Annotated in this window: 17 protein-coding genes and 1 pseudogene; 3 read left to right on the top strand and 15 right to left on the bottom strand. The window is 73.8% G+C overall.

All coding sequences use genetic code 11. The features are described from left to right. Nucleotides 1–24 precede the first annotated feature (24 nt). Together IE313_RS08290 and IE313_RS08285 are read right to left on the bottom strand one after the other, a co-directional pair. A complete protein-coding gene (locus IE313_RS08290) occupies nucleotides 25–960 on the bottom strand; it encodes a hypothetical protein (protein ID WP_229924476.1) in 936 nt (311 codons plus the stop codon). Then, entirely contained in the window at nucleotides 957–2,231 is a 1,275-nt protein-coding gene (locus IE313_RS08285; protein ID WP_189930323.1) for a glycosyltransferase family 4 protein, read from the bottom strand. The genes IE313_RS08290 and IE313_RS08285 overlap by 4 nt, the downstream gene beginning before the upstream one ends. 667 nt (nucleotides 2,232–2,898) lie before the next feature. On the opposite strand from IE313_RS08285, the gene IE313_RS08280 reads away from it, so the two are divergent. Both IE313_RS08280 and IE313_RS08275 read left to right on the top strand, forming a co-directional pair. Further along, nucleotides 2,899–3,675 carry a DUF8842 C-terminal domain-containing protein gene (locus tag IE313_RS08280; RefSeq protein WP_189930322.1) on the top strand — a complete coding sequence of 259 codons (777 nt, stop codon included), beginning with the start codon at nucleotides 2,899–2,901 and terminating at the stop codon, nucleotides 3,673–3,675. 149 nt (nucleotides 3,676–3,824) lie between these two features. Then, nucleotides 3,825–4,175, top strand: a complete 351-nt coding sequence (locus IE313_RS08275) for a hypothetical protein (RefSeq protein ID WP_189930321.1) — start codon at nucleotides 3,825–3,827, stop codon at nucleotides 4,173–4,175. A gap of 88 nt (nucleotides 4,176–4,263) precedes the next feature. Here IE313_RS08275 and IE313_RS08270 read toward each other — a convergent pair whose 3' ends face one another. Then, the gene (locus IE313_RS08270) at nucleotides 4,264–4,842 is read right to left on the bottom strand and encodes a helix-turn-helix domain-containing protein (RefSeq protein WP_189930320.1); all 579 of its coding nucleotides are present in this window, start codon (nucleotides 4,840–4,842) and stop codon (nucleotides 4,264–4,266) included. A gap of 48 nt (nucleotides 4,843–4,890) precedes the next feature. On the opposite strand from IE313_RS08270, the gene IE313_RS08265 reads away from it, so the two are divergent. After that, entirely contained in the window at nucleotides 4,891–5,811 is a 921-nt protein-coding gene (locus IE313_RS08265) for a class I SAM-dependent methyltransferase (protein WP_189930319.1), read from the top strand. A 259-nt stretch (nucleotides 5,812–6,070) separates the two neighbouring features. Here IE313_RS08265 and der read toward each other — a convergent pair whose 3' ends face one another. From der to IE313_RS08205, 12 genes and pseudogenes are all read right to left on the bottom strand, one after another. Further along, complete coding sequence (gene der, locus IE313_RS08260) at nucleotides 6,071–7,564, bottom strand: ribosome biogenesis GTPase Der (RefSeq protein WP_189930318.1); 1,494 nt, start codon at nucleotides 7,562–7,564, stop codon at nucleotides 6,071–6,073. A gap of 75 nt (nucleotides 7,565–7,639) precedes the next feature. Further along, on the bottom strand, nucleotides 7,640–8,407 hold the full coding sequence (locus tag IE313_RS08255) for a lysophospholipid acyltransferase family protein (RefSeq protein ID WP_189930317.1): 768 nt from the start codon (nucleotides 8,405–8,407) through the stop codon (nucleotides 7,640–7,642). Then, on the bottom strand, nucleotides 8,365–9,027 hold the full coding sequence (gene cmk, locus IE313_RS08250; protein ID WP_189930675.1) for a (d)CMP kinase: 663 nt from the start codon (nucleotides 9,025–9,027) through the stop codon (nucleotides 8,365–8,367). The genes IE313_RS08255 and cmk overlap by 43 nt, the downstream gene beginning before the upstream one ends. Before the next feature lie 247 nt (nucleotides 9,028–9,274). Next, nucleotides 9,275–10,369: a prephenate dehydrogenase gene (locus tag IE313_RS08245; RefSeq protein WP_189930316.1), complete on the bottom strand. Its 1,095-nt coding sequence runs from the start codon at nucleotides 10,367–10,369 to the stop codon at nucleotides 9,275–9,277. Continuing rightward, nucleotides 10,366–10,728 (bottom strand): chorismate mutase, encoded by a 363-nt coding sequence (aroH, locus tag IE313_RS08240; RefSeq protein ID WP_189930315.1) that lies wholly within the window; start codon nucleotides 10,726–10,728, stop codon nucleotides 10,366–10,368. The genes IE313_RS08245 and aroH overlap by 4 nt, the downstream gene beginning before the upstream one ends. A 563-nt stretch (nucleotides 10,729–11,291) precedes the next feature. After that, nucleotides 11,292–12,458, bottom strand: a complete 1,167-nt coding sequence (locus tag IE313_RS08235) for a pseudouridine synthase (RefSeq protein ID WP_189930314.1) — start codon at nucleotides 12,456–12,458, stop codon at nucleotides 11,292–11,294. Beyond that, nucleotides 12,458–13,183, bottom strand: coding sequence for an SMC-Scp complex subunit ScpB (gene scpB, locus IE313_RS08230; protein ID WP_229924474.1), 726 nt, complete (start codon nucleotides 13,181–13,183; stop codon nucleotides 12,458–12,460). The genes IE313_RS08235 and scpB overlap by 1 nt, the downstream gene beginning before the upstream one ends. After that, the gene (locus IE313_RS08225) at nucleotides 13,180–14,430 is read right to left on the bottom strand and encodes a segregation and condensation protein A (protein ID WP_189930313.1); all 1,251 of its coding nucleotides are present in this window, start codon (nucleotides 14,428–14,430) and stop codon (nucleotides 13,180–13,182) included. Before IE313_RS08225 ends, scpB begins: the two co-directional genes overlap by 4 nt. A gap of 48 nt (nucleotides 14,431–14,478) precedes the next feature. Further along, nucleotides 14,479–15,132, bottom strand: a complete 654-nt coding sequence (locus tag IE313_RS08220; RefSeq protein WP_189930312.1) for a hypothetical protein — start codon at nucleotides 15,130–15,132, stop codon at nucleotides 14,479–14,481. Continuing rightward, nucleotides 15,117–16,256, bottom strand: coding sequence for a ParA family protein (locus tag IE313_RS08215; protein ID WP_189930311.1), 1,140 nt, complete (start codon nucleotides 16,254–16,256; stop codon nucleotides 15,117–15,119). The genes IE313_RS08220 and IE313_RS08215 overlap by 16 nt, the downstream gene beginning before the upstream one ends. Nucleotides 16,257–16,665: 409 nt before the next feature. Further along, a complete protein-coding gene (ald, locus tag IE313_RS08210; RefSeq protein WP_189930310.1) occupies nucleotides 16,666–17,781 on the bottom strand; it encodes an alanine dehydrogenase in 1,116 nt (371 codons plus the stop codon). A gap of 775 nt (nucleotides 17,782–18,556) precedes the next feature. Beyond that, nucleotides 18,557–20,572, bottom strand: a pseudogene (locus tag IE313_RS08205) (tetratricopeptide repeat protein); the annotation flags it as partial. Nucleotides 20,573–20,575 lie beyond the last annotated feature (3 nt).

The following is a 20,575-nucleotide window of genomic DNA, read 5'->3' as shown; positions in this document are numbered from 1 at the left end:
GCCGGGGCGGGTGCCCGCCGCCGCTCACCCGGACGGTTCGGCGCCCTCCGCCACCTCGACGCGCACCGCGAGGTCGTTGTCGACGGTGTAGTACGGCTGTGCCGCGAGCGGGGCCCTGCCGCCCGTCACGGGGACCGCGGGGAAGGTGAAGATGTGCTTCTTGTCGGCGATGTCGTCGAGCAGCCGTGCGATCCGCACCCGGGGCCCGTGCTCGCCAGCGGGGCGCAGCCACAGGTCCCAGATGCCCGGCGGCGCGGCGTCGGCCAGTGCCCGGTACGGCACGGTGCAGGTGAACCGGGGCCCGTCTGTGGCGGTTTCGGCGCGCACGGTGTGCCCGGTCCCCCGGCGGCGCAGTTCCCCGTGGGCCCCCGGGGCCGGCGTGGCGCCGTACAGCAGGCCGTGCACGGTCAGCACGCCGCCCGTGATGTGCAGTTCACCGGCCTCCGCGTGCGGGGCGCGCCGCCAGCAGCGCACGGCGAGGTCGCCGCCCTTGGTGGTGTAGGGGATGCGCACGGCGACGGGGCCGGGCCCACCGGCCGGGTCGCGGTCGACCAGCGCGCGCAGATCGTGGACTCCGGGTGCCACGGGCGGCCGTGCCCCGTCCGCGTCCTCCAGGTACGCGTCCCAGCGGCCCTCGGCGAGTGCGTCACCCGGGTCGAGGGAGGCGCCCAGGCGTCCGTCGTCCAGCGGGACGAGGGGCAGCCGCACCTCTTCCGCGGGGTCCTTGCCGCGGCGGCGCAGCAGCAGGTGCGGCGGGCCGTCGGCGGGCCGCCGCGGGACCGGCCCGGCGATGCGGAAGCTCAGACGGCCCGTGGCGTCGGCCGTGCAGTCCCCGCGCGGCGGGGTGCTCTCCGCTTCAGCGGTGCCGGCCGTGCGCGGTCCGCTCACGGGGGCGGCCGGGCCGCCGGCGGCGCCTGTCCCTTCGCGGTCCGCCGCGGGGGCCGGAGAGGGCGTGCTCATGCGGTGTGCCCCTTCTGCTTCTGCTGTGCGCCGCGGGCGACGGCGCGTGCCGTGAGCGCGACACCGGCGAGGGCGCCGGTGGCACGGTGCAGCGGGGCGCGCCAGCCAGCGCTGCGGGGGCCGCCGCCCCGGGCGACGAGCGTGGTGAACAGCGTCGTGTAGCGCTCCGCGATCCGTGCCGGGTCGAACCGCTCGGCGTCCCTGACCGCGGCGGCGCCCATCCGCAGCCGCAGCCCGTCGTCGTCGATCAGCTCCAGCAGGCCGCGGGCGACGGCGTCGGCGTTGCCCACCTCGACGAGCCGGCCGTCCACACCGTCCGCGATGATCTCGCCGGGGCCGTGCGGGCAGTCGGTGGAGACCACGGGCAGCCCGCAGCGCATCGCCTCCACGATCGTCATGCCGAACGACTCGAGCGAGGAGGTCACGGCGGCGATCGAGCCCTTCACCCACTCGGACTCGATGGGGTGCGCGACGCCCATCAGGAAGACGTGGTTGTAGAGGCCGAGACGGTCGATCAGGGTGCGCAGCCGCTGCTTCTGGTCGCCGCCGCCGTAAATCCGCAGCCGCCAGTCCGGACGCTGGGTGCGGACCGTGTCGAAGGCCCTGATCAGCAGGTCGTACCGTTTGACGCGGGTGAGCCGGCCGGCCGCCACGACCCATTTCCCGAGACCGTCGGCGGGCTGCACCGCGGGCCGGGGCACCGGGTTCGCGATGGCCTCCAGGTGCACACCGGGCAGCCGCATCCGCGCCCGGTAGGCCCGCGCGTCGGCCTCGGTGGTGGTGGTGAGCGCGTCGAGCCGCGGGTACACGGCGCGCAGTTGCGCGCGCAGGGTGCGCGGATGGCTGTCCAGGGTCAGGTGCTCCTGCCCGACCCGTACCGGCCCCGGCCTGGTGTGCCGGGCGAGGTGCACGTTCAGGCCCGGCCGGGTGGCGACTACGACGTCGGCCTCCGTGGTCCCCAGGTGCCCGGCGATACGCAGGTCGGTGAGCGCGCTGTACTGCACGTGGCGGCCGTCGGCGCGCGGGAACACACGTGTCGGCCGCTGGTGGGCGGGGTGGCCCAGGTCGGAGTCCGGGGAGTTCTTGCGGGTGTCGACGAGGTGTCTCAGCCGCACTCCCGGGCCGGGCGGCAGCAGTGGCCTGTCGCGGTGCCGGAAGACGGAGACGACCTCGACGTCGTGCTGCTGGGCCAGCGTGGCCGCCAGATTGTAGGTCGTCCGGATCGTTCCCCCGATCCCGTAGCCGTTGTGGATGAGGAAGGAGATGTGCATGCGTCCCCGTATCTCGTGCGCCCCGCGGACGACCGTCACGCCCGCCTGCCACGGGGTCCGACCCCCGGGCGAAGGGGAGGGTTGGACGCCACCACTGTCTTGTTCCGCAAGAGTTGTGCCATTGGTAGCTGCCGCCGGGAACCGGAAGCAGGACCTCCGGACCGGGGTTCCACGAGGCCCGTACGGAGGCCGGCGAGGAGCCGCGCCGAGGCCCGTGCGGGGGAGCCGTGCGAGGGGCCTGCCCCCTGCACGAACCGCCACTCCTACTGGTATAAGTAATGATTTGTACGCTTTTCCGGACTCTAACACGCCGCGAGGCGGTGCACCCGTCGACGAGGGCGCGCCTCGGACAGGAGTTCCCGTCTCTTTTCGGACACCCCCTTCATAACGTGATGTCAGGATTTGTCGGCCCGCCCCCAGGCCCTCGCCCGCTCCGGCGGCATGCGCAACTCCCCCTGGCCCGCACCGCGTTGACGCCAGGCTGACGCCGGGTCCACGACGGCCCCCTCGCCCCACGGGACGGTTCGATTCCCGGCGCCTTCGGGCGTGACTCCGCCACGCATCGTCCGTTGTCCTGGTCATGAGCCGGGCCCACCGGCCCGCCGGGACCGAAGCACCGACCGCACCAACCGCACCGACCGCACCGACCGACCGCCGAGGAGCCACCGTGCCGCGCATGCTCGACGTCAGCGACGACGTACGCGCCGAGATCGGCGACGAAGAAGCCGACCGGCTGCTCGCCGGGGAGAACGCCCCCGGCAGTTACGACTGCACGTCCTGCCGCACCCCGGGCCACCCGGACCGCGAGCACACCAGCACCGTCCTGTTCGTCGGCGACGAGACGGCCGTACTGGCCTTCGCCCACGCCGGCTGTCTGCCCTCCCAGGTCGTCCAGGTCACCGAGGAGCAGTTGCGGGGCGCCGTGCGCTCGATCTCCGGCGAGGACGGGGGCCCTCCCGCCCCGAGCGTGCCGGGCCAGGCGGTGCTCGGGGTCACCAGCGGGCTCGTCCTCGTCGCCGGTGAGCTGCATCCTGCGCTGGTGGTCGAGCCGACCGGCCCCATCAGGCGCCCGGGCTCCTCCGGCCCCGGCGACGACTTCCTGCCGCTCCTCGTCGAGCAGGGCTTCTCCCGGGCGAGCAGCGTGGACCGGCTGCCGCCGGTGCTGCACGGCTGGTCGGTGCTGCTGGCCATGGGACAACTGCACGCGGTGCTCCAGCCGGGTCCCGCCGGCACGCCGGTCGCCTGGTGGCAGGCGCACCACCCCCTCCAGGTCACCGACGGCTGGCGCACCGCCGCCGCGACGCTCCGACACGTCCTGCTCTTCGCGGCGCCGGTGGGATCGATCGGCCGCCAGCCGCGCGAGGACCTGCTGCGCGAGGCGCTCGACCACGCCGCCGCCGGCGGCCTGCTGGTGGCCGCCGCCCTGCCGGTCAGCGGTAGCTGATCGCAGCCGAACGGGCGGGGAGCACCGGCCGCAGCCCCCGGCCACCTGCGAAAGCGGCACGGCGACCGCATCCGTCGGGCCCTGACGTCGTTGGCACGTACGTGCAGACATACGACCCCGCCCGCCGCCCCCCGTACCCGATTCCCGCCATGCGCCACGCGCCGGAGCGCACCGCAGGCCGTTCGGTCACACCGATCTACGACAGGCTCTACGCCGAGTACCGCATGGCGTTCAGGACGCTGCCCGGCGACCGCAGCGGTGAGGAGGACCTGGGGTTCAAGACCTTCGCGGCCCTCTCCGGTCCCGCCACCGGGCTGCACGGCACCGGCCAGGCCCATGTGGACGCCCCCGGCTACCCGGGCCCTCCCGTCGGCGGCCATCCGGTCGACCGGACCGGCCTGTACCAGACGGGCATCTGGCGGCCGGCCGGCCGCTCCCACGGGCCCCAGGAACTGCTGCCCGCCGTCCTGCCCACCCGGCAGCGCGGCGCCGACCACTGAGCGCACCGCTCCTGCCGCCCCCACGCACCGGTCCGCCGCTCCCCCGCACAGCAGGCGGCACAGGAGCCCGCCGGCCCAGGAGCCGGCATCAGGACAGCGAGCGCAGATGGGTGCGCTGCCCTTCCGGGTCGAAGACGCCCAGGATCTCCGCGGGGCCGTCCAGTGCGCCGAAGGCGTGCGGGACCATGGTGGAGAACTCCGCCGCCTGGCCGCTCTCGATCCTGATGGCCCGCTCCCCCAGCAGCAGCACGACGGTCCCCGACAGCACGGTGAACCAGTCCCGGCCGGGGTGGACCCGCAGCACCTCGGCACCCTGCCGGGCAGGCTTGGTGAGACGCATCTTCGCCACGCTCACGCCGTGCGGCCCTGACTGCCGGTTGAGCATCCAGGTGGTCACCCCGCGGCCGGCGTCGTGCTGCGGCCTGATCACCACGTCCTCGTCGTCGACGGACTCCACCAACTGGTCGAGCGTGGTCCCCAGGGCCCGGGCGAGCACGGTGAGCTGGTCGAGGCTGATCCGGCGGTGCCCCGTCTCGATACGGCTCAGCGTGGAGGGGCTCAGGAAGCAGCGGCCGGCGAGGTCGTCGAGCGACCAGCCCCTGGCCACCCGCAACCCTCTGATCCGTTTGCGGACCAGAGCGTCCAGCCCACCGTCTTCTTGCGTCATGAGCAAGATGTTATGCCAGCAACGCAAGGCCCTCGTACAGTCGGCTCCATGACGAACCATTCTCATCCGCACCCGGACGCAACCGACGAATCGGCCCTGGCCGAGATGCTGGACCTCGATGCTGAGGTGCTGGACGGCCACCTGGCGGAGGTGGCCGACTGGCTGGGCGAGCTGACCGCCGACCGTCCGCCGCGCCGGATCCTCGACCTCGGCTGCGGCACCGGTACCGGCACCTTCACGCTGCTGAGGCGTTTCGAGGAGGCCGAGGCGACCGCCGTGGACAGGTCCCCGCACATGCTCCACCATCTGCGGGCGCGGGCCGAGGAGGCCGGAGTGGCGTACCGGGTGCGCACCGTCCAGGCCGATCTGGACGACACCTGGCCGGCCGTCGGAACCCCCGACCTCGTGTGGGCGTCCGCGTCCCTGCACCACACGGCCGATCCCGACCGTGTGCTGAGCGAGGTCCTCACCGCGCTCAGGCCCGGCGGACTGCTCGCCCTGGTCGAGGCGGAATCCTTCCTGCCGCACTTCCTGCCGGACACCGACGACGGCCCCGCGCACCCCGGCGGGGACCATGGCGCCGGCGGCACGGCCCCGGTCCCCCCGGGGCTGGAAGCGCGCTGCCACGCCGCACTGGCCGAGGTGCACGAGCGCGATGTGCCGCTCCTCGGCTCCGACTGGGGCGCCCTGCTGGCCCGGGCCGGTTTCACCGTCGCCGCGGAACGGCACTTCGCCATCGACCTGAGGCCGCCGCTGCCCGCCTCCGCCGGCCGCTACGCCCAGGCGACCCTGCGCCGCCTGCGCTCGCACCTCGGCGACCGGCTGAGCGAGGACGACCTGGCCGCCCTCGACGCGCTCGCCGACGACACGGGCCCGCTCAGTGTCCTTTGCCGCGGCGATCTGACCGTTCGCACCGCGCGGACCGTATGGGCGGCCCGTCGGCCGGAGCCGGGCACCGCCCCCCGGTAGGCACACCGCCCACCGGACACACCCTGGAGGCCGCCGGCCCCACGGCCGCGCAGCCTGACGGACACCCGGGCAGCCACGCGCCACGACGGGGCGCGGGAAACCGCGCGGACCGCCCGGCACGCGCGCGGCGGGCCGGCTCGTGGCACCCGCGGCAGGCCCCCGTGGTGCCGGAGCGCACCGGGTCACGTGCACTCGGCGGCGAGGTGCGGGCCCACCCCCCGGCTCCCGGCGCCGGGGCGGGGGCGGGCCCGAACCCGCGTCACTTCTTGCGGCCGCGCTTCTCCCGCACCCGCACCGAGACGTGGATCGGCGTCCCCTCGAAACCGAACTCCTCGCGCAGCCGCCGCTCGATGTACCTGCGGTAGCCGTGCTCGATGAAGCCGGATGCGAAGAGGACGAAACGCGGCGGCTTGGTGCCCGCCTGGGTGCCGAAGAGGATCCGCGGCTGCTTGCCGCCGCGCACCGGGTGCGGGTGGGAGGCGACGAGCTCGCCGAGGAAGGCGTTCAGCCGACCGGTCGGGACCCGGGTCTCCCAGCCCGCGAGGGCCGTCTCGATGGCGGGGACCAGCTTCTCCATGTGCCTGCCGGTGCGCGCCGACACGTTGACCCGCGGGGCCCATGCCACCTGGCCCAGCTCGGACTCGATCTCGCGCTCCAGGTAGTAGCGGCGCTCCTCGTCGAGCGTGTCCCACTTGTTGTAGGCGAGGACGAGTGCGCGGCCCGCGTCCACCGCCATGGTGATGATGCGCTGGTCCTGCACGCTGATGCTGTCGGCCGCGTCGAGGAGGACGACCGCGACCTCCGCCTTCTCCACGGCGGCGGCGGTTCGCAGCGAGGCGTAGTAGTCGGCGCCCTGCTGGAGGTGGACGCGCTTGCGGATGCCCGCGGTGTCGACGAACCGCCAGGTCTTCCCGCCGAGTTCGATGATCTCGTCGACCGGGTCCCTGGTGGTGCCCGCGAGCGCGTCGACGACGACGCGCTCCTCCCGCGCCACCTTGTTCAGCAGTGACGACTTGCCGACATTGGGACGGCCGATGAGGGCGACCCGCCGGGGCCCGCCGCCCTGGCCGCCGAAGCTCTCCCGCGGTGCGTCCGGCAGCACCTCCAGGACGGCGTCCAGCATGTCACCGGTGCCGCGGCCGTGCAGTGCCGAGACGGGATGGGGCTCGCCGAGGCCGAGGGACCACAGCATGGCGGCGTCGGACTCGCCGCTCGGACCGTCCACCTTGTTGGCGCAGAGCACCACGGGCTTGCCCGCCTTGCGCAGCAGCCGGACCACCGCCTCGTCGGTGTCCGTGGCGCCGACGGTGGCGTCCACCACGAAGACCACCGCGTCGGCGGCCTCGATGGCGTACTCGGCCTGGGCCGCCACGGAGGCGTCGATCCCGAGGACGTCCTGCTCCCAGCCGCCGGTGTCGACGACCTTGAAGCGGCGCCCCGACCACTCGGCGTCGTAGGTGACGCGGTCGCGGGTGACTCCGGGGGTGTCCTCGACGACGGCCTCGCGACGCCCGATGAAGCGGTTCACCAGTGTCGACTTGCCGACGTTGGGACGGCCGACGACGGCGAGCACCGGCAGCGGCCCGTGCCCTGCCTCCTCGATGGCGCCCTCGACGTCCTCCAGGTCGAAGCCCTCTTCCCGCGCGAGCTCCATGAACCGGGCGAACTCGGCGTCGCCGAGCGCGCCGTGCTCATCTCCGCCGAGTCCGGGGCCCTCGCTCATGGGGCCGTCGGGCTGGATCTGGTCGTTCATGAAGTCCGTACCTCGTTCATCGTGGTGGCCGGTGGATCTCAGCGTGCCGCCGGCTCTGCCGACGTGTCCACCGGCTCAGGGTGTGGCCTGCCGCCCGGTGGTGCGCCTGGCGTTCTCCAGGTGGGCGGTCAGGCACTGCTGGATGCGCACGGTCGCCTCGTCGAGCGCCTTGCGGGTGCGCCGGCCGCTGCCGTCGCCGGCTTCGAAGGGGTCTCCGAAGACGACGTCGACACGGGCGCGCAGCGGTGGCAGCGCGGGCACCAGTCGGCCGCGCGCCGCGGTGCTGCCCAGGACCGCGACCGGCACGATCGGCGCCCCGCTGCGCACCGCGAAGTAGGAGAGCCCCGCGCGCAGCGACGCGAAGTCGCCGTCGCCGCGGGTGCCCTCCGGGAAGATCCCGAGCACCCCGCCGCGCGCCAGGACGCCCAGCGCCCGGGTGACGGCGGTGCGGTCCGCCACCTCGCGGTCCACCTTGAGCTGGCCGATGCCGCGCAGGAACGGGTCGAGCGGGCCGACGAACGCCTCCTTCTTGATCAGGAAGTGCACGGGCCGGGGCGCGGTGCCCATCAGCATCGGGCCGTCCAGGTTGTGCGCGTGGTTGACGGCCAGGATCACGGGGCCGGCGGCCGGCACCTTCCACGCCCCGAGCACCCGCGGCCGCCACAGCCCGTACATCAGGCCGACGCCGATCCGGCGGCCGACCTCGGCGCCGAGCAACGACGGCCCCTCAGCCGCGGCCCGGCCGGCCGCGGCGGACGCCTGGTGGGTTCCGCCCGTGCCCGGCGCGGCGGGTGCTCCGGTCACTTCGCGGCCCGCTTCTCCTCGACGAGGGTGACGACGCACTCGATGACCTGCAGGAGGGTGAGCTCGGTGGTGTCGACCTCGACGGCGTCGCCCGCCTTGGCGAGCGGGGACGCCTTGCGGGTGGAGTCGGCCGCGTCCCGCTTGATCAGGGCCTCGCGGGTGGTGTGCACGTCGGCGCCCTTCAGCTCGCCGCTGCGGCGCGCGGCACGGGCCTCGGGCGACGCCGTCAGGAAGACCTTCAGGTCGGCGTCGGGCAGCACGGTCGTGCCGATGTCGCGGCCCTCGACGACGATGCCCTGCGCCGCTGCGGCCGCGAGCGCCCGCTGCAGCCCGGTGATCCGGGCCCGCACCTCTGGCACCGCGCTGACCGCGCTGACCTTGGCGGTGACCTCGGGCGTCCGGATGGGGCCCGAGACGTCCACGCCGTCGACGGTGATGGTGGGCGCGCTGGGGTCGGTTCCGGAGACGATCTCGGGCTTGTCGACGACGGCGGCCACCGCGGCCGGGTCGGAGACGTCGACGCCGTTGTGCACCATCCACCAGGTCATCGCGCGGTACTGCGCCCCGGTGTCGAGGTAGCTCAGCCCCATCTGCTCCGCAACGGCCCGTGACGTGCTCGACTTGCCGGTGCCGGAGGGGCCGTCGATGGCGACGATCACAGCCGGGACGGTCCGGGCGGCGGTGGCTGCGGTGGCTGCGTTTTCCACAGGAGACGGGCACCTTCCTGGTACGGGCGTACGCGTTCGGCATCGGATCGTACGCGTACGTGCCTGGGGGACGGGACGTGGCAGTGCGGCTGGTTCGGGCACGAGTGCGCCCAGCACAAGGTTACTGGCTCGTCCGAGCGCCTCCGACGGGGCCGAGGGGCCCGACCGCGGCGCCCGCCGCGCCCCGCCGTCCGCTGCGCTACTGCCGGATGGCCCAGCCCCGCTCCCGCAGCGCCGCCGTCAGCACGGGCACCGACTGCGGGACCACCATGAGCTGCACCAAGCCCGCCTGCTGTCCTGTGGCGTGCTCGATGCGGACGTCCTCGATGTTCACCCCGGCCCGGCCCGCGTCCGCGAAGATCCGGGCGAGCTGGCCCGGCTGGTCGTCGATGAGCACGATGACGCTCTCGTAGCTCGTGGGTGCGGCGCCGTGCTTGCCGGGCACCCTGGTCTGCCCCGCGTTGCCGCGCCGCAGCACCTCCTGGATGCCGCCCGCGCCGCCGAGGCGCTTGTCCTCGTCGGCGGACTGCAGGGCACGCAGGGCCCGGACCGTCTCGTCGAGGTCGGCGGCGACGTCGGAGAGCAGGTCGGCGACCGGGCCCGGGTTGGCGGAGAGGATGTCGATCCACATCGCGGGCTCGGAGGCCGCGATCCTGGTCACGTCGCGGATGCCCTGCCCGCAGAGCCGCACCGCGCTCTCCTCGGCGTGCTCGAGCCGGGCCGCGACCAGGTTGGAGACCAGGTGCGGCATGTGGGAGACGAGGGCCACGGCGCGGTCGTGGGCGTCCGCGTCCATCACCACCGGCACGGCCCGGCAGAACGCGATCAGCTCCAGGGCGAGGTTCAGCACCTCGGTGTCGGTGTCCCGGCCCGGGGTGAGCACCCAGGGCCGGCCCTCGAACAGGTCGGCGGTGGCCGCCAGCGGCCCGGACTTCTCGCGCCCCGACATGGGGTGGGTGCCGATGTACGACGCCAGGGCGGCGGCGTCCAGGCCCAGTGCCTCCAGGTCGCGGCGGGGGCCGCCCTTGACGCTCGCCACGTCGATGTAGCCGCGGGCGGCGCCGCGCCGCATGGCGCCGGCCAGGGTGGCGGCGACGTGCGCGGGCGGCACGGCGACCACGGCGAGGTCGACGGTGCCCGCCGGCTCCGTGTCGGTTCCGGCGCCGAGCGCCGCGGCGGTACGGGCCTGCTCCGGGTCGTGGTCGGCCAGGTGCACCCGCACGCCGCGGCTCGCGAGGGCCAGTGCGGCCGAGGTGCCGATCAGTCCGGTGCCGATGACGAGCGCGGTCCTCATTGGGCGATGTCCTTGCGGAGTGCGGCGGCCGCACCCAGGTAGACGTGGGCCACGTCGGCGCGGGGGCGGTCGGTCTCGACGTGCGCGAGGATCCGGACGACGCGCGGCATGGCGCCCTTGATGTCGAGCTCCTGCGCGCAGATCAGCGGCACGTCGGTGATGCCGAGCTTGCGGGCCGCCGCGGCCGGGAAGTCGCTGTGCAGATCGGGGGTGGCCGTGAACCAGATGCTGATCAGGTCGTCCGTGCCCAGCTCGTTGCGCTCGAGGACCGCGGTGATCAGTCGGCCGACCTGCTCGGCCATGTGGTCCGCCTCGTCCCTGTCGAGCTGGACGGCACCCCGGACCGCTCGTACCGCCACGTCGTGCTCCTCACCTGCGAGATCTCTCCATGGTGCGGCACCGCGCACCATCGTGCTCCGGACAGCGTAGTCAGCCTTCGGCCGCCGGGCCGGTCGTGCCCGGCTGCCGAGACGGCCGGTCCCGCCCGCGCCGACTGCCCCTTTCGCCTGCGGAAAGGGGCCCCAGGTAATCAATAGGCGGGAAGCACGGTCGTGGGCGGTGCGCGGTCGTGGCCGGGGCGCACGGTCGTGGTGGGCGTACGCGGTCGTGGGCGGGGGGGGCGCGGTCGTGGGCGGGGGCGAGGCGGCCGCAACCGCGTACCGGCTCACGCGTCCCGGAGCGCGCCCGGCCCCAGCGGCTCTTCCCGGTGCCCGAGGCGGTACGTCCGGTCCGTCCACCCCCTGGGCCGCACCGCGCCTGCCGGGTACCCGCTACCGGACGCCCCTGCCGGACGCGGTCCCGCCCTCGGCGGGCGCTCGGTCCTCGCCGGCGGGTGCGCGCCTCGCCCCACCGGCCGGTGGGGCGACGGGCGTGCGGTGGCGGAGTGCCGCGGCAGCGGGCCGCGGCACATGTCGCGCACCCGCTACAGCTCCACCTCGCGCATCAGCATCCCGACCTCCGTGTTCGACAGCCTGCGCAGCCAGCCCGACTTCTGGTCGCCCAGCGTGATCGGTCCGAAGGCGGTCCGCACCAGCTTGTCGACGGGGAAGCCCGCCTCGGCGAGCATCCGGCGCACGATGTGCTTGCGGCCCTCGTGGAGGACGACCTCGACCAGGTAGTTCTTCCCGGTCTGCTCCACGACCCGGAAGTGGTCCGCACGCGCGTACCCGTCCTCCAGTTGGATGCCGTCCTTGAGGCGCTTGCCCAGGTCGCGCGGGATCGGGCCCTGGATCGCGGCCAGGTAGGTCTTCTTGACGCCGTAGCGCGGGTGGGTGAGGCGGTGGGCGAGCTCACCGTGGTTGGTGAGCAGGATGACGCCCTCGGTCTCCGTGTCCAGCCGGCCGACGTGGAAGAGCCGGGTCTCGCGGTTGGTGACGTAGTCGCCGAGGCACTGCCGGCCCTCGGGGTCCTCCATCGTGGAGACCACGCCCGCGGGCTTGTTCAGCGAGAAGAACTGGTACGACTGCGTGGCCACGGTCAGTCCGTCGACCCTGATCTCGTCCTTCGCCGGGTCGACCCTGAGGCCCTGCTCCACGACGATCTCGCCGTTGACCTCGACCCTGGCCCGCTCGATCAGCTCCTCGCAGGCGCGCCGCGAACCGTATCCGGCGCGGGCCAGCACCTTCTGCAACCGCTCGCCCTCCTGCTCGGCGCCCGGCAGACCGCGGGCCAGGGTGCGCTTCCTGTCGGCCTTCTCGGCGTACCGGTCGCGGTTGCGCTGCTCGATCTGGGCCTCGTACTCGCGGGAGCGGGCCGGGGTGCTCCTGCCCTCGCGGCCCTTGCCCGCGCCGGCCTTGCCGGCGCCGGTCCTGGGGCCGCCGGCCCTGGGCCCGCCCGACTTGGGCCCGCCGGACTTGGCGCCTCCGGTGCGGGCGCCACCGGCCCGCGCGCCGCCCGCGCCGCCTGACCCACCCGTACCACCCGCGGAGCCGCTGCCGCCCTGTCGGTCGTAGCGGCGCTCCTCGGGGCGTGGGCGGCCCGAGTCCTGCTGCCTGCGGTCGCGGTTGCCGCCCGCGCCGCGGTTGTCCTGCCGGCCGCCGTCACGGCCGCCGCTGCGGCTTGCGCCGCTGTTCCTGCCACTGCTTCGCATCACAGTTCCGTCTTGTCGTGTGTGTCGTCGGGGTCCGGTGCATCCGGGTCGAACGACGGCACGCCTTCCTGCGTGTCGGCCTCGATCGCCTCCGCCTCCGGGAGGAAGGGTGCGAGCTCGGGGAGCTCGTCCAGGCCGCGCAGGCCCATGCGCTCCAGAAAGTAGTTCGTCGTCCTGTACAGGATCGCACCTGTCTCGGGTTCCGTGCCCGCCTCTTCGACCAGCCCGCGCTGGAGCAGGGTGCGCATGACCCCGTCGCAGTTCACCCCGCGCACCGCCGAGACCCGGGAACGGCTGACCGGCTGGCGGTAGGCGACCACAGCGAGCGTCTCCAGGGCGGCCTGGGTGAGCCGGGCGTGCTGGCCGTCCAGGACGAACCCCTCGACGGCCGCCGCGTACTCGGGCCGGGTGTAGAACCGCCAGCCGCCGGCCACCAGCCTCAGTTCGAAGCCGCGGCCCTGGACGGTGTACTCGTCGGCGAGCTCCTGGAGCGCATCCGCGATCTGCCGCCGGGGCCGCTGGAGGATCTTCGCCAGGTGCTCCTCGGCGGCCGGTTCGTCGACGACCATGAGGACGGCCTCCAGGGCGGGTTTGAGGTCGAGCCGCGCCACGGGGCCAAGGCCCGCGGGGGGCGTCCCGGCACTCTCGGCGTGCTCGGCGTGCTCGGCGTGCTGGGCCCCCTCGCCGCCGGCGGCGCCCTGCCCGGTGTCGGTGTGCGTGCTCATGTCCTGTCCTCGGCCTCCTCGCCCTCGCCACGGGCCGTGTCCCCGGCCGGCTCCGGGGCCCTGTCGAACTCGTCGGTGACCCGGGGCCGGGCGGCGCCGTCGCCGCCGGTCCAGCGCACCAGCAGCTCGCCGAGCGCCTCCTCCTGGTCGAGCGCCACCGCCTTCTCACGGTAGAGCTCCAGCAGCGCGAGGAACCGGGCGACCACGGTGAGGGTGTCGGCCGCGTCCGCGACCAGCGCCCGGAAGCTCGCCTCGCCCTCGGCGCGCAGCCGGGCCACCACCACCTCGGCCTGCTCGACGACGCTCACCAGCGGGGCGTGGATGTGGTCGACGTAGACCTGTGGCTCCGGCTTGGGCTGCATCGCCTTGACGGCGAGCCTGGCGAAGCCCTCCGGGCCGATGCTGATGACGACCTCGGGCAGCAGCTCGGCGTGGTGCGGTTCGAGGCCGACGGTGCGCGGGTAGCGGCGGGCCTCGGCGTCGAGCCGCTGGACGAAGATGTCGGCGATCCGCTTGTAGGCGCGGTACTGGAGCAGTCGCGCGAACAGCAGGTCGCGCGCTTCGAGCAGGGCGAGGTCCGCCTCGTCCTCGATCTCCGCGGCGGGCAGCAGCCGGGCCGCCTTGAGGTCCAGCAACGTGGCGGCGACCACCAGGAACTCGGTGGTCTGGTCGAGGTCCCAGTCGGGTCCCATGGCCCTGATGTGTGCCATGAACTCGTCGGTGACCTTCGACAGCGCGACCTCGGTCACATCGAGCTTGTGCTTGGAGATGAGCTGCAACAGCAGGTCGAAGGGGCCCTCGAAGTTCGCCAGCCTGACCTTGAAGACCCCGTCGGCGACGGGGTCTTCGGCACTTCCCGCGAGGGCCGGTGCCGCCGCCGCGGCCGCGCCACCGGCCCCCGGGGCGGGCCCGTCACCCCTGCCCGGGCCACCGTCCCCGTCTGCGCTCCCGCCTGCCATTGCGTCTGCGTCTGCGTCTGCGTCTGCGTCAGGATCCGCCGCGGGCGTGCGTGCGGCGACGAAATCCGGTTCCGTCCGCGCTTCCTGCTCCGGCTCGGGCTCCGGCTCCGGCTCGGACGCGGGCCACTCGGCGCCTTCCACCCCGGCTTCGGGCAAGGCGTTGCCGCCCTGTGCGGGAGACTGCGCTCTGTCCATTGGAACGGCCCCGGGCCCCCTGCCAAGCGCCCGCCTCGGTCTGCCCTGACGCCCCGCACCCGAAGGCGTCGGCTCAACATCATCCGAGGTCATCAACGTTCCAAACGGGCGGAAGGGGGCGCAAGCCCCATACGGTACCGCCTACCGGCCGCGGAGCCGCCGCACGAGAATGCTCGCGTCGCCGCGTGACTCCAGGTCCGCGAGGACCACCGCGACGGCCTCCCGCACGATCCGCCCGCGGTCCACCGCGAGCCCGTGCTCACCCCGCAGCACCAGGCGGGCGTGTTCGAGGTCCATCAGTTCCTCGGCCGACACATAGACGGTGATCTTCTCGTCGTGCCGCTCGCGCCCGCTCGGCCTGCGCCCGGACGTGCGTCCCCGCTTGCGCCCCTGGACCGACGCCGGCGCGTCCGCGGCGCGCCCCTGCGCTCCGGCCGCCGAGGCCGGTGCGTCCGCCGTCCGGCTGCGCGCGCCGGACTGCTCGTCGTCCACGGGGTCCGCCCCGCGGGCCCGCGGGACGCCTCCGCCCTGGTCCGCCTCCGCCGGACGGCGCTCGGCGCCCTCGGCCGCCGTGCTCCCGGTGTCCGGGACGCCCTCGGCATGTTCGGCGTCCGCCTGCCGTGCTCCGTCCCGCGGCTGGACGTCGGCAGCCGCGGCCTCGTCGCTCTCGCCCGCGGGCGGCGGTACTCGTGGTTCGCCGTTGGTCTGACGCCTCGGGGTGGACGCCTGGAGCGCCATCCCGCCGGTGGTACGGAACAGTTCGTCGGCCCCCGGCAGACTCACTCGGCGTGACACCGGGCGAGCACCTCCCTGGCGAGCTGGCGGTAGGCGGCGGCACCGACGGAGTTGGAGGCGTAGGTGGTGATGGGCTCGCCGGCGACCGTGGTCTCCGGGAAGCGGACCGTGCGGCCGATCACCGTGTGGTAGACGTGGTCGTCGAACGCCTCGACGACACGCGCGAGCACCTCGCGGCTGTGCACCGTGCGCGAGTCGTACATCGTGGCGAGGATGCCGTCGAGTTCGAGCTCCGGGTTCAGCCGCTCCTGGACCTTCTCGATGGTCTCGGTGAGCAGCGCGACACCGCGCAGGGCGAAGAACTCGCACTCCAGGGGCACGATCACCTTGTGCGCCGCGGTGAGGGCGTTCACGGTCAGCAGGCCGAGCGAGGGCTGGCAGTCGATGACGATGTAGTCGTAGTCGGCCATCAGCGGCTTGAGGGCGCGCTGAAGCGTCGACTCGCGGGCGACCTCGGACACCAACTGCACTTCCGCGGCCGACAGGTCGATGTTGCTCGGCAGCAGGTCCATGTTGGGCACGGCCGTCTTCAGGAGCACCTCGTCGGCCGCCATGCCCCGCTCCATGAGCAGGTTGTAGACGGTGAGGTCCAGCTCCATCGGGTTGACGCCGAGGCCGACCGAGAGCGCGCCCTGCGGATCGAAGTCGACGAGCAGGACACGCCGTCCGTACTCGGCGAGCGCCGCGCCCAGGTTGATGGTCGACGTGGTCTTGCCGACGCCGCCCTTCTGGTTGCACATCGCGATGATCTTGGCAGGACCGTGGTCGGTCAGCGGTCCTGGGATGGGGAAGTACGGCAGCGGGCGCCCGGTCGGACCGACCCGCTCACGGCGCTGGCGGGCCGCGTCGGGCGCGAGCGTGGCCGCGTACTCGGGATCGGGCTCGTACTCGGCGTCCGGGTCGTAGAAGTGCCCTTCGGGCAGGTCATCGTAGTCGGCGAAGTGGCCGCGGTTGTCACCACTCCGGTCGCCGGCCATGGCGTTCACGTGATGGCCATCCATGCTCTGGTGTGCTGTCTTTGCCCGCGGCCGGATCGCCTGCGGGCTCTGGTGGGCTGCGAAGGTGCGGACTGCGACGGAGCCGACAGCATCGAGACCCGTGGGGCCCTGGACCCGCACAGGCATTCCTGGTTGCCCACCCCCGGGAGAAAATGTCGACTCATTCACAAGTCGTCTTACCTCCTTGGTGACCAGGAAACTTCTCTATAGGTCAGCGTGGCACCATGCCGACGGTTGGCGACTCTATGGCGTGTCACCGGTCCGCAGCAACACAATCCGCCGGACCCGGCGCGATGTGTCGGCAACCGAACACCCCGCTGTCAAGGGCGCACAGCAGGCGTTCACCAGCTTTCGCCGGTGTGCGAATCGGTTAAAGGGTTACGTTCGAGGCGAGTTGAAAGAGCCGGGAACGACCGTCGGCGGGCCGCCCGCACAGTGGCGCGAGACACATCCACACGAAAACCGCCGGATCTCAGCCAGGAGATCCGGCGGTTACCGGGGTCGGCCCGGCGTGTCGACATCGCCGGGGCGTGCGTCAGTCGAGAAGTTCGCGCAGGTCGGTGTGGTCGAGCCCGTGCGCCTGTGCGACCTCCCGGTAGACGACCTTGCCGTCGTGCGTGTTGAGGCCCTTGGCCAGCGCGGGGTCACGGCGCAGCGCCTCGATCCAGCCACGGTTGGCCAGCTCCACGATGTACGGGAGCGTGGCGTTGGTCAGGGCGTACGTCGAGGTGTTCGGAACGGCGCCGGGCATGTTCGCGACGCAGTAGAGAAGCGATTCGTGGACACCGAACGTCGGTTCGGCATGCGTGGTGGGACGGGAGTCCTCGAAGCAGCCGCCCTGATCGATGGCGATGTCGACAAGGACACTTCCCGGCTTCATCCGGGAGACCAGCTCGTTGCTGACCAGTTTCGGCGCCTTGGCCCCCGGGATGAGCACCGCGCCGATCACGAGGTCGGCGGCCAGGCACGCCTTCTCCAGCTCCAGGGCGTTGGAGACCACGGTCTGGATCCTCGTGCCGAAGACCCGGTCCGCCTCCTTGAGCTTGTGGATGTCCTTGTCGAGCAGCGTCACGTGGAAGCCCATGCCGACGGCGATCTGCGCGGCGTTCCACCCGGAGACGCCGCCGCCGATGACGACGGCCCGGCCCGCGAGCACACCCGGGACACCGCCCGGCAGCACTCCGCGCCCGCCGCCATGCCGCATCAGGTGGTAGGCGCCGACCTGGGGCGCGAGCCGGCCGGCCACCTCCGACATCGGGGCGAGCAGCGGCAGCGCCCGGCCGGGCAGCTCCACGGTCTCGTAGGCGATGGCAGTGGTGCCGGACTCCAGCAGGGCGTCCGTGCACTCCTTGGAGGCGGCCAGGTGCAGATAGGTGAAGAGCGTCTGGTCCTTGCGGAGCCGGTGGTACTCCTCAGCGACCGGCTCCTTGACCTTGAGCAGCAGGTCGGTGGTGGCCCACACCTCGTCGGCGGTGTCCACGATCCGGGCACCCGCGGCGACGTACTCGTCGTCCGTGATCGAGGAGCCGACGCCGGCCTCCCGCTCGACGAGGACCTGGTGTCCGTGGCGCACGAGCTCATGCGCTCCGGCGGGGGTGAGGGCCACACGGAACTCGTTGTTCTTGACCTCGCGGGGGATGCCGACCTTCATCGTCGATCACGGTCCTTGGCTCAAGGGTTGTTGGGGACAACGCACAACACACCCGGACGTATCGGGGCGTCACGGGCGAGTCCGCAAAACGCTACGGCGGAGCCAGTCTAATGAAGGATTTCTTGGTGTCTATCCTTTCAATACCTTAATCCATGGCGGACAAGCCACGGATTTCTTAGGTAGAAGGTGGCGTGTCGGAGCTGATGGCCTCCCGATCTCCCGCGGCCGGGGCCGGCACGTGCGGAACGCCCGCCGCCCCGGCCCCGGAGCCGGGCGGCACCGTGTCGGCCCCCGAGTCCGGCGGCAGCGTGTCGGCCCCGGTGCCCGCGGGAGCCCCGGTGCTCTCGGCGGCCCCCGCGTCCGCGGCGGTCCCGTCGTCCGGAACCGCCCCGTCCGCCGGGGCACCCGGGCCAATGGGACGCGCGGGCTGCCGGTCGCAGTCCGGTGCCTCCGCCTCCCCCGGGGACGGCACGGGCGCACCGGGTGCCCCAACGCCCGCATCCGGGGTGCCGTCCGCGCTGTGGGCGCCGTCCGCGCCGGCCCCGGGCACGACGGCTTCCTCGGCGTCCCCGGCGTTGGCGGCGTTGGGGGCGTTGGCGGCGTCGGCGGCGTCGGCGGCGTCTTCCGCGTTCGCGCCGCGCTCCCGCCGCCGTGCGTCCCCGCTTCCCGTTCCGCTCCCCGCTTCCGCCCCCGGGCCCCGGCCGTCCGCGCCGTCACCCGTGCCGCGGTCGCCCTCGGCCCCGGGGGTGCCGCCGGGGGCCCCGGCGGCGCCGCCGGGGTCCCGCGCGAGCAGCCGCTCGGCCGCCACCCGGTGCAGTCGGGCCGCCGCCGGGTCGCCGAGCCGTTCGAAGGTGTCGGCGAGCCTCAACTGCAACGCGGCCTGCAACCGCTCGTCCCGGGCCTGGCGGGCCCACCCCACCGCCGCGCGGCAGGTGCCCAGCGACTCCTCGTACTGTCCCGCGTACTCCTGCACCCGGGCCAGCTCGCTCATCGCGCGCGCCTGCCCCGCCAGGTCGCCGGCCTTGCGGTAGCCGGCCACCGCTGCCCGCCAGCTCCGCAGCGCCTCGGCATGGCGCCCCCCGTGGCTCTGTGCGCCCGCGATGCGCCCGTACAGGCGTGCCGCCTCCTCGCGTTCGTCGCGGGCCAGCCGCTGGGCCAGGGCGCGCCCGAACCAGTCGGCGGCCCGCTGCCAGTCCCCCAGCTCCTGGTAGGCACCGCCGATGGACTCCATGGCGCGTCCGGTGGCGTACGGATCGTCGGCCCTGCGCCCGGCGTCCAGCGCCGACCGGTAGCGCGACAGGGCGTCGCGGGTGCGGCCGGTGCGCGCGTCGAGGTCCGCGAGGTTCAGCAGGGCCGCGGCCTGCTCGCGGTGCAGGTGCTGCCGCTCGGCGACGTTCAGGACGAGTTCGTGGATGCCGTAGAGCTCGGCGGCGGCCGCCTCGGTGCCGTGGTGCGCCACGAGCGCCCGCACGAGGGCCGCCATGAGCCGGCGGGCCAGGGTGTCCAGCTCGCCGTCCTCGACGGCCGTCTCGGCCGCGGCGAGCAGGGCGGTCTGCCGGATGGCCAGCCAGCGCCGGGCTGCGGTGCGGCTGGGGAAGCGCAGGGCGGCGGGCAGCTCGGCGAGCTTCCCGCGGGCCGGCGAGCCCTCCGGTTCGGTGGCGGCGCGGCAGGACTGCAGCAGGCGTACGGTGCGCTCCAGCATCCGGGCCCTGGCGAGCTGGAGCTCGGAGGGCCGGTCCTGCTCCTCGGTGCGGCGGCGGAGCAGGGGCAGCAGGCAGCCCGGCGCCATGTACTGCGGAAGCGGCGAGTCCAGGCGGCGCACCAGGCCGAGTGCGGTGAGGTCGTCCAGCGTGCTGTGGGCATCGGGCACCGAGCAGCCGGCCAGCGCGGAAGCGGTCTGCGGGTCGGCGAGGCCGGCCGGTACGAGGCTGAGCAGCCGGAGCAGGCGTGCCACCGGTCCCCGCAGATCCGCGTAGACCAGCGCGAAGACACGCGAGAGCGGGGACCCGTCGGCCGCCTGCGGCGCGGCCACCAGCCGTTTGACCAGGTCGGCGACGGCGGCCGAGGGCCGGGCGGCGAGCCAGCCGCCGGCGAGCACCAGCGCGGCGGGCAGCCGCCCGCACTCCTCGACGAGCTGCTCCGCGGCCCGCGGGTCGCAGGTGATGCGCACCGAACCGGTGAAGCAGGTGAGGAGCCGCACGGCGGATGTGGTGTCGAGTCCGCCGAGCGTGCAGGGACGTACGTCGGGCAGACCGGTCAGCGGGCGTTCGGAGACGGCGACGAGCAGGCTGTCCGGGGCGTCGGGCAGCAACATGTCGACCTGCTCGGCATCGGCGGCGCCGTCCAGCAGGAGCAGCACCCGGCGGGCGGCGAGGCCGTCGCGCAGCTCGCCGGCCAGGTCGTCCTCGTCGGCGCCGGGCGGTGCGGGCAGCCGGAGCGCGGCCAGCAGGTCGCGGGCGACGCGGGCGGTCGGCACCGGGGCGCCGTCCGCCCCGGTCAGCCGGGCCCGCAGCACGCCGTCGGGGTAACGGTCCGCGACCTGCCGCACGAACTCCTCGGCGAGCGCGGTACGCCCGGAGCCCGGCCGGCCGGCGATGAGCAGGACCCGGGCGCGGGGCGCCTTCCGGCCGGCCAGCGTGTTCAGACCCGCGCCCTCGGTGTCGGCCCGGAGGGCCTTCAACTCCTGTACACGCCCGAAGAACTGACGTCCCGTCGACGACTCCCCGGGAGCGGAGCGCTGGCCCTGTCCCGGCACCTCGATACCGCTGGTGTCCACCGTCTGATGTGACACGGG

The sequence above is a fragment of the Streptomyces sulfonofaciens genome (assembly GCF_014656295.1).
GTDB lineage: Bacteria > Actinomycetota > Actinomycetes > Streptomycetales > Streptomycetaceae > Streptomyces > Streptomyces sulfonofaciens.
The sequence above is the reverse complement of the archived record's forward strand: the minus strand, read 5'-3'. Positions and strand labels throughout refer to the sequence as shown.

What these genes read in the sequence shown, in the direction of transcription:
- IE313_RS08290 (WP_229924476.1), bottom strand. Translation starts at nt 960, where the DNA reads ATGAGCACGCCCTCTCCGGCCCCCGCGGCGGACCGCGAAGGGACAGGC.
- IE313_RS08285 (WP_189930323.1), bottom strand. Translation starts at nt 2,231, where the DNA reads ATGCACATCTCCTTCCTCATCCACAACGGCTACGGGATCGGGGGAACG.
- IE313_RS08275 (WP_189930321.1), top strand. Translation starts at nt 3,825, where the DNA reads ATGCGCCACGCGCCGGAGCGCACCGCAGGCCGTTCGGTCACACCGATC.
- IE313_RS08270 (WP_189930320.1), bottom strand. Translation starts at nt 4,842, where the DNA reads ATGACGCAAGAAGACGGTGGGCTGGACGCTCTGGTCCGCAAACGGATC.
- IE313_RS08265 (WP_189930319.1), top strand. Translation starts at nt 4,891, where the DNA reads ATGACGAACCATTCTCATCCGCACCCGGACGCAACCGACGAATCGGCC.
- der (WP_189930318.1), bottom strand. Translation starts at nt 7,564, where the DNA reads ATGAACGACCAGATCCAGCCCGACGGCCCCATGAGCGAGGGCCCCGGA.
- IE313_RS08245 (WP_189930316.1), bottom strand. Translation starts at nt 10,369, where the DNA reads ATGAGGACCGCGCTCGTCATCGGCACCGGACTGATCGGCACCTCGGCC.
- IE313_RS08235 (WP_189930314.1), bottom strand. Translation starts at nt 12,458, where the DNA reads ATGCGAAGCAGTGGCAGGAACAGCGGCGCAAGCCGCAGCGGCGGCCGT.
- scpB (WP_229924474.1), bottom strand. Translation starts at nt 13,183, where the DNA reads ATGAGCACGCACACCGACACCGGGCAGGGCGCCGCCGGCGGCGAGGGG.
- IE313_RS08225 (WP_189930313.1), bottom strand. Translation starts at nt 14,430, where the DNA reads ATGACCTCGGATGATGTTGAGCCGACGCCTTCGGGTGCGGGGCGTCAG.
- IE313_RS08215 (WP_189930311.1), bottom strand. Translation starts at nt 16,256, where the DNA reads ATGCCTGTGCGGGTCCAGGGCCCCACGGGTCTCGATGCTGTCGGCTCC.
- ald (WP_189930310.1), bottom strand. Translation starts at nt 17,781, where the DNA reads ATGAAGGTCGGCATCCCCCGCGAGGTCAAGAACAACGAGTTCCGTGTG.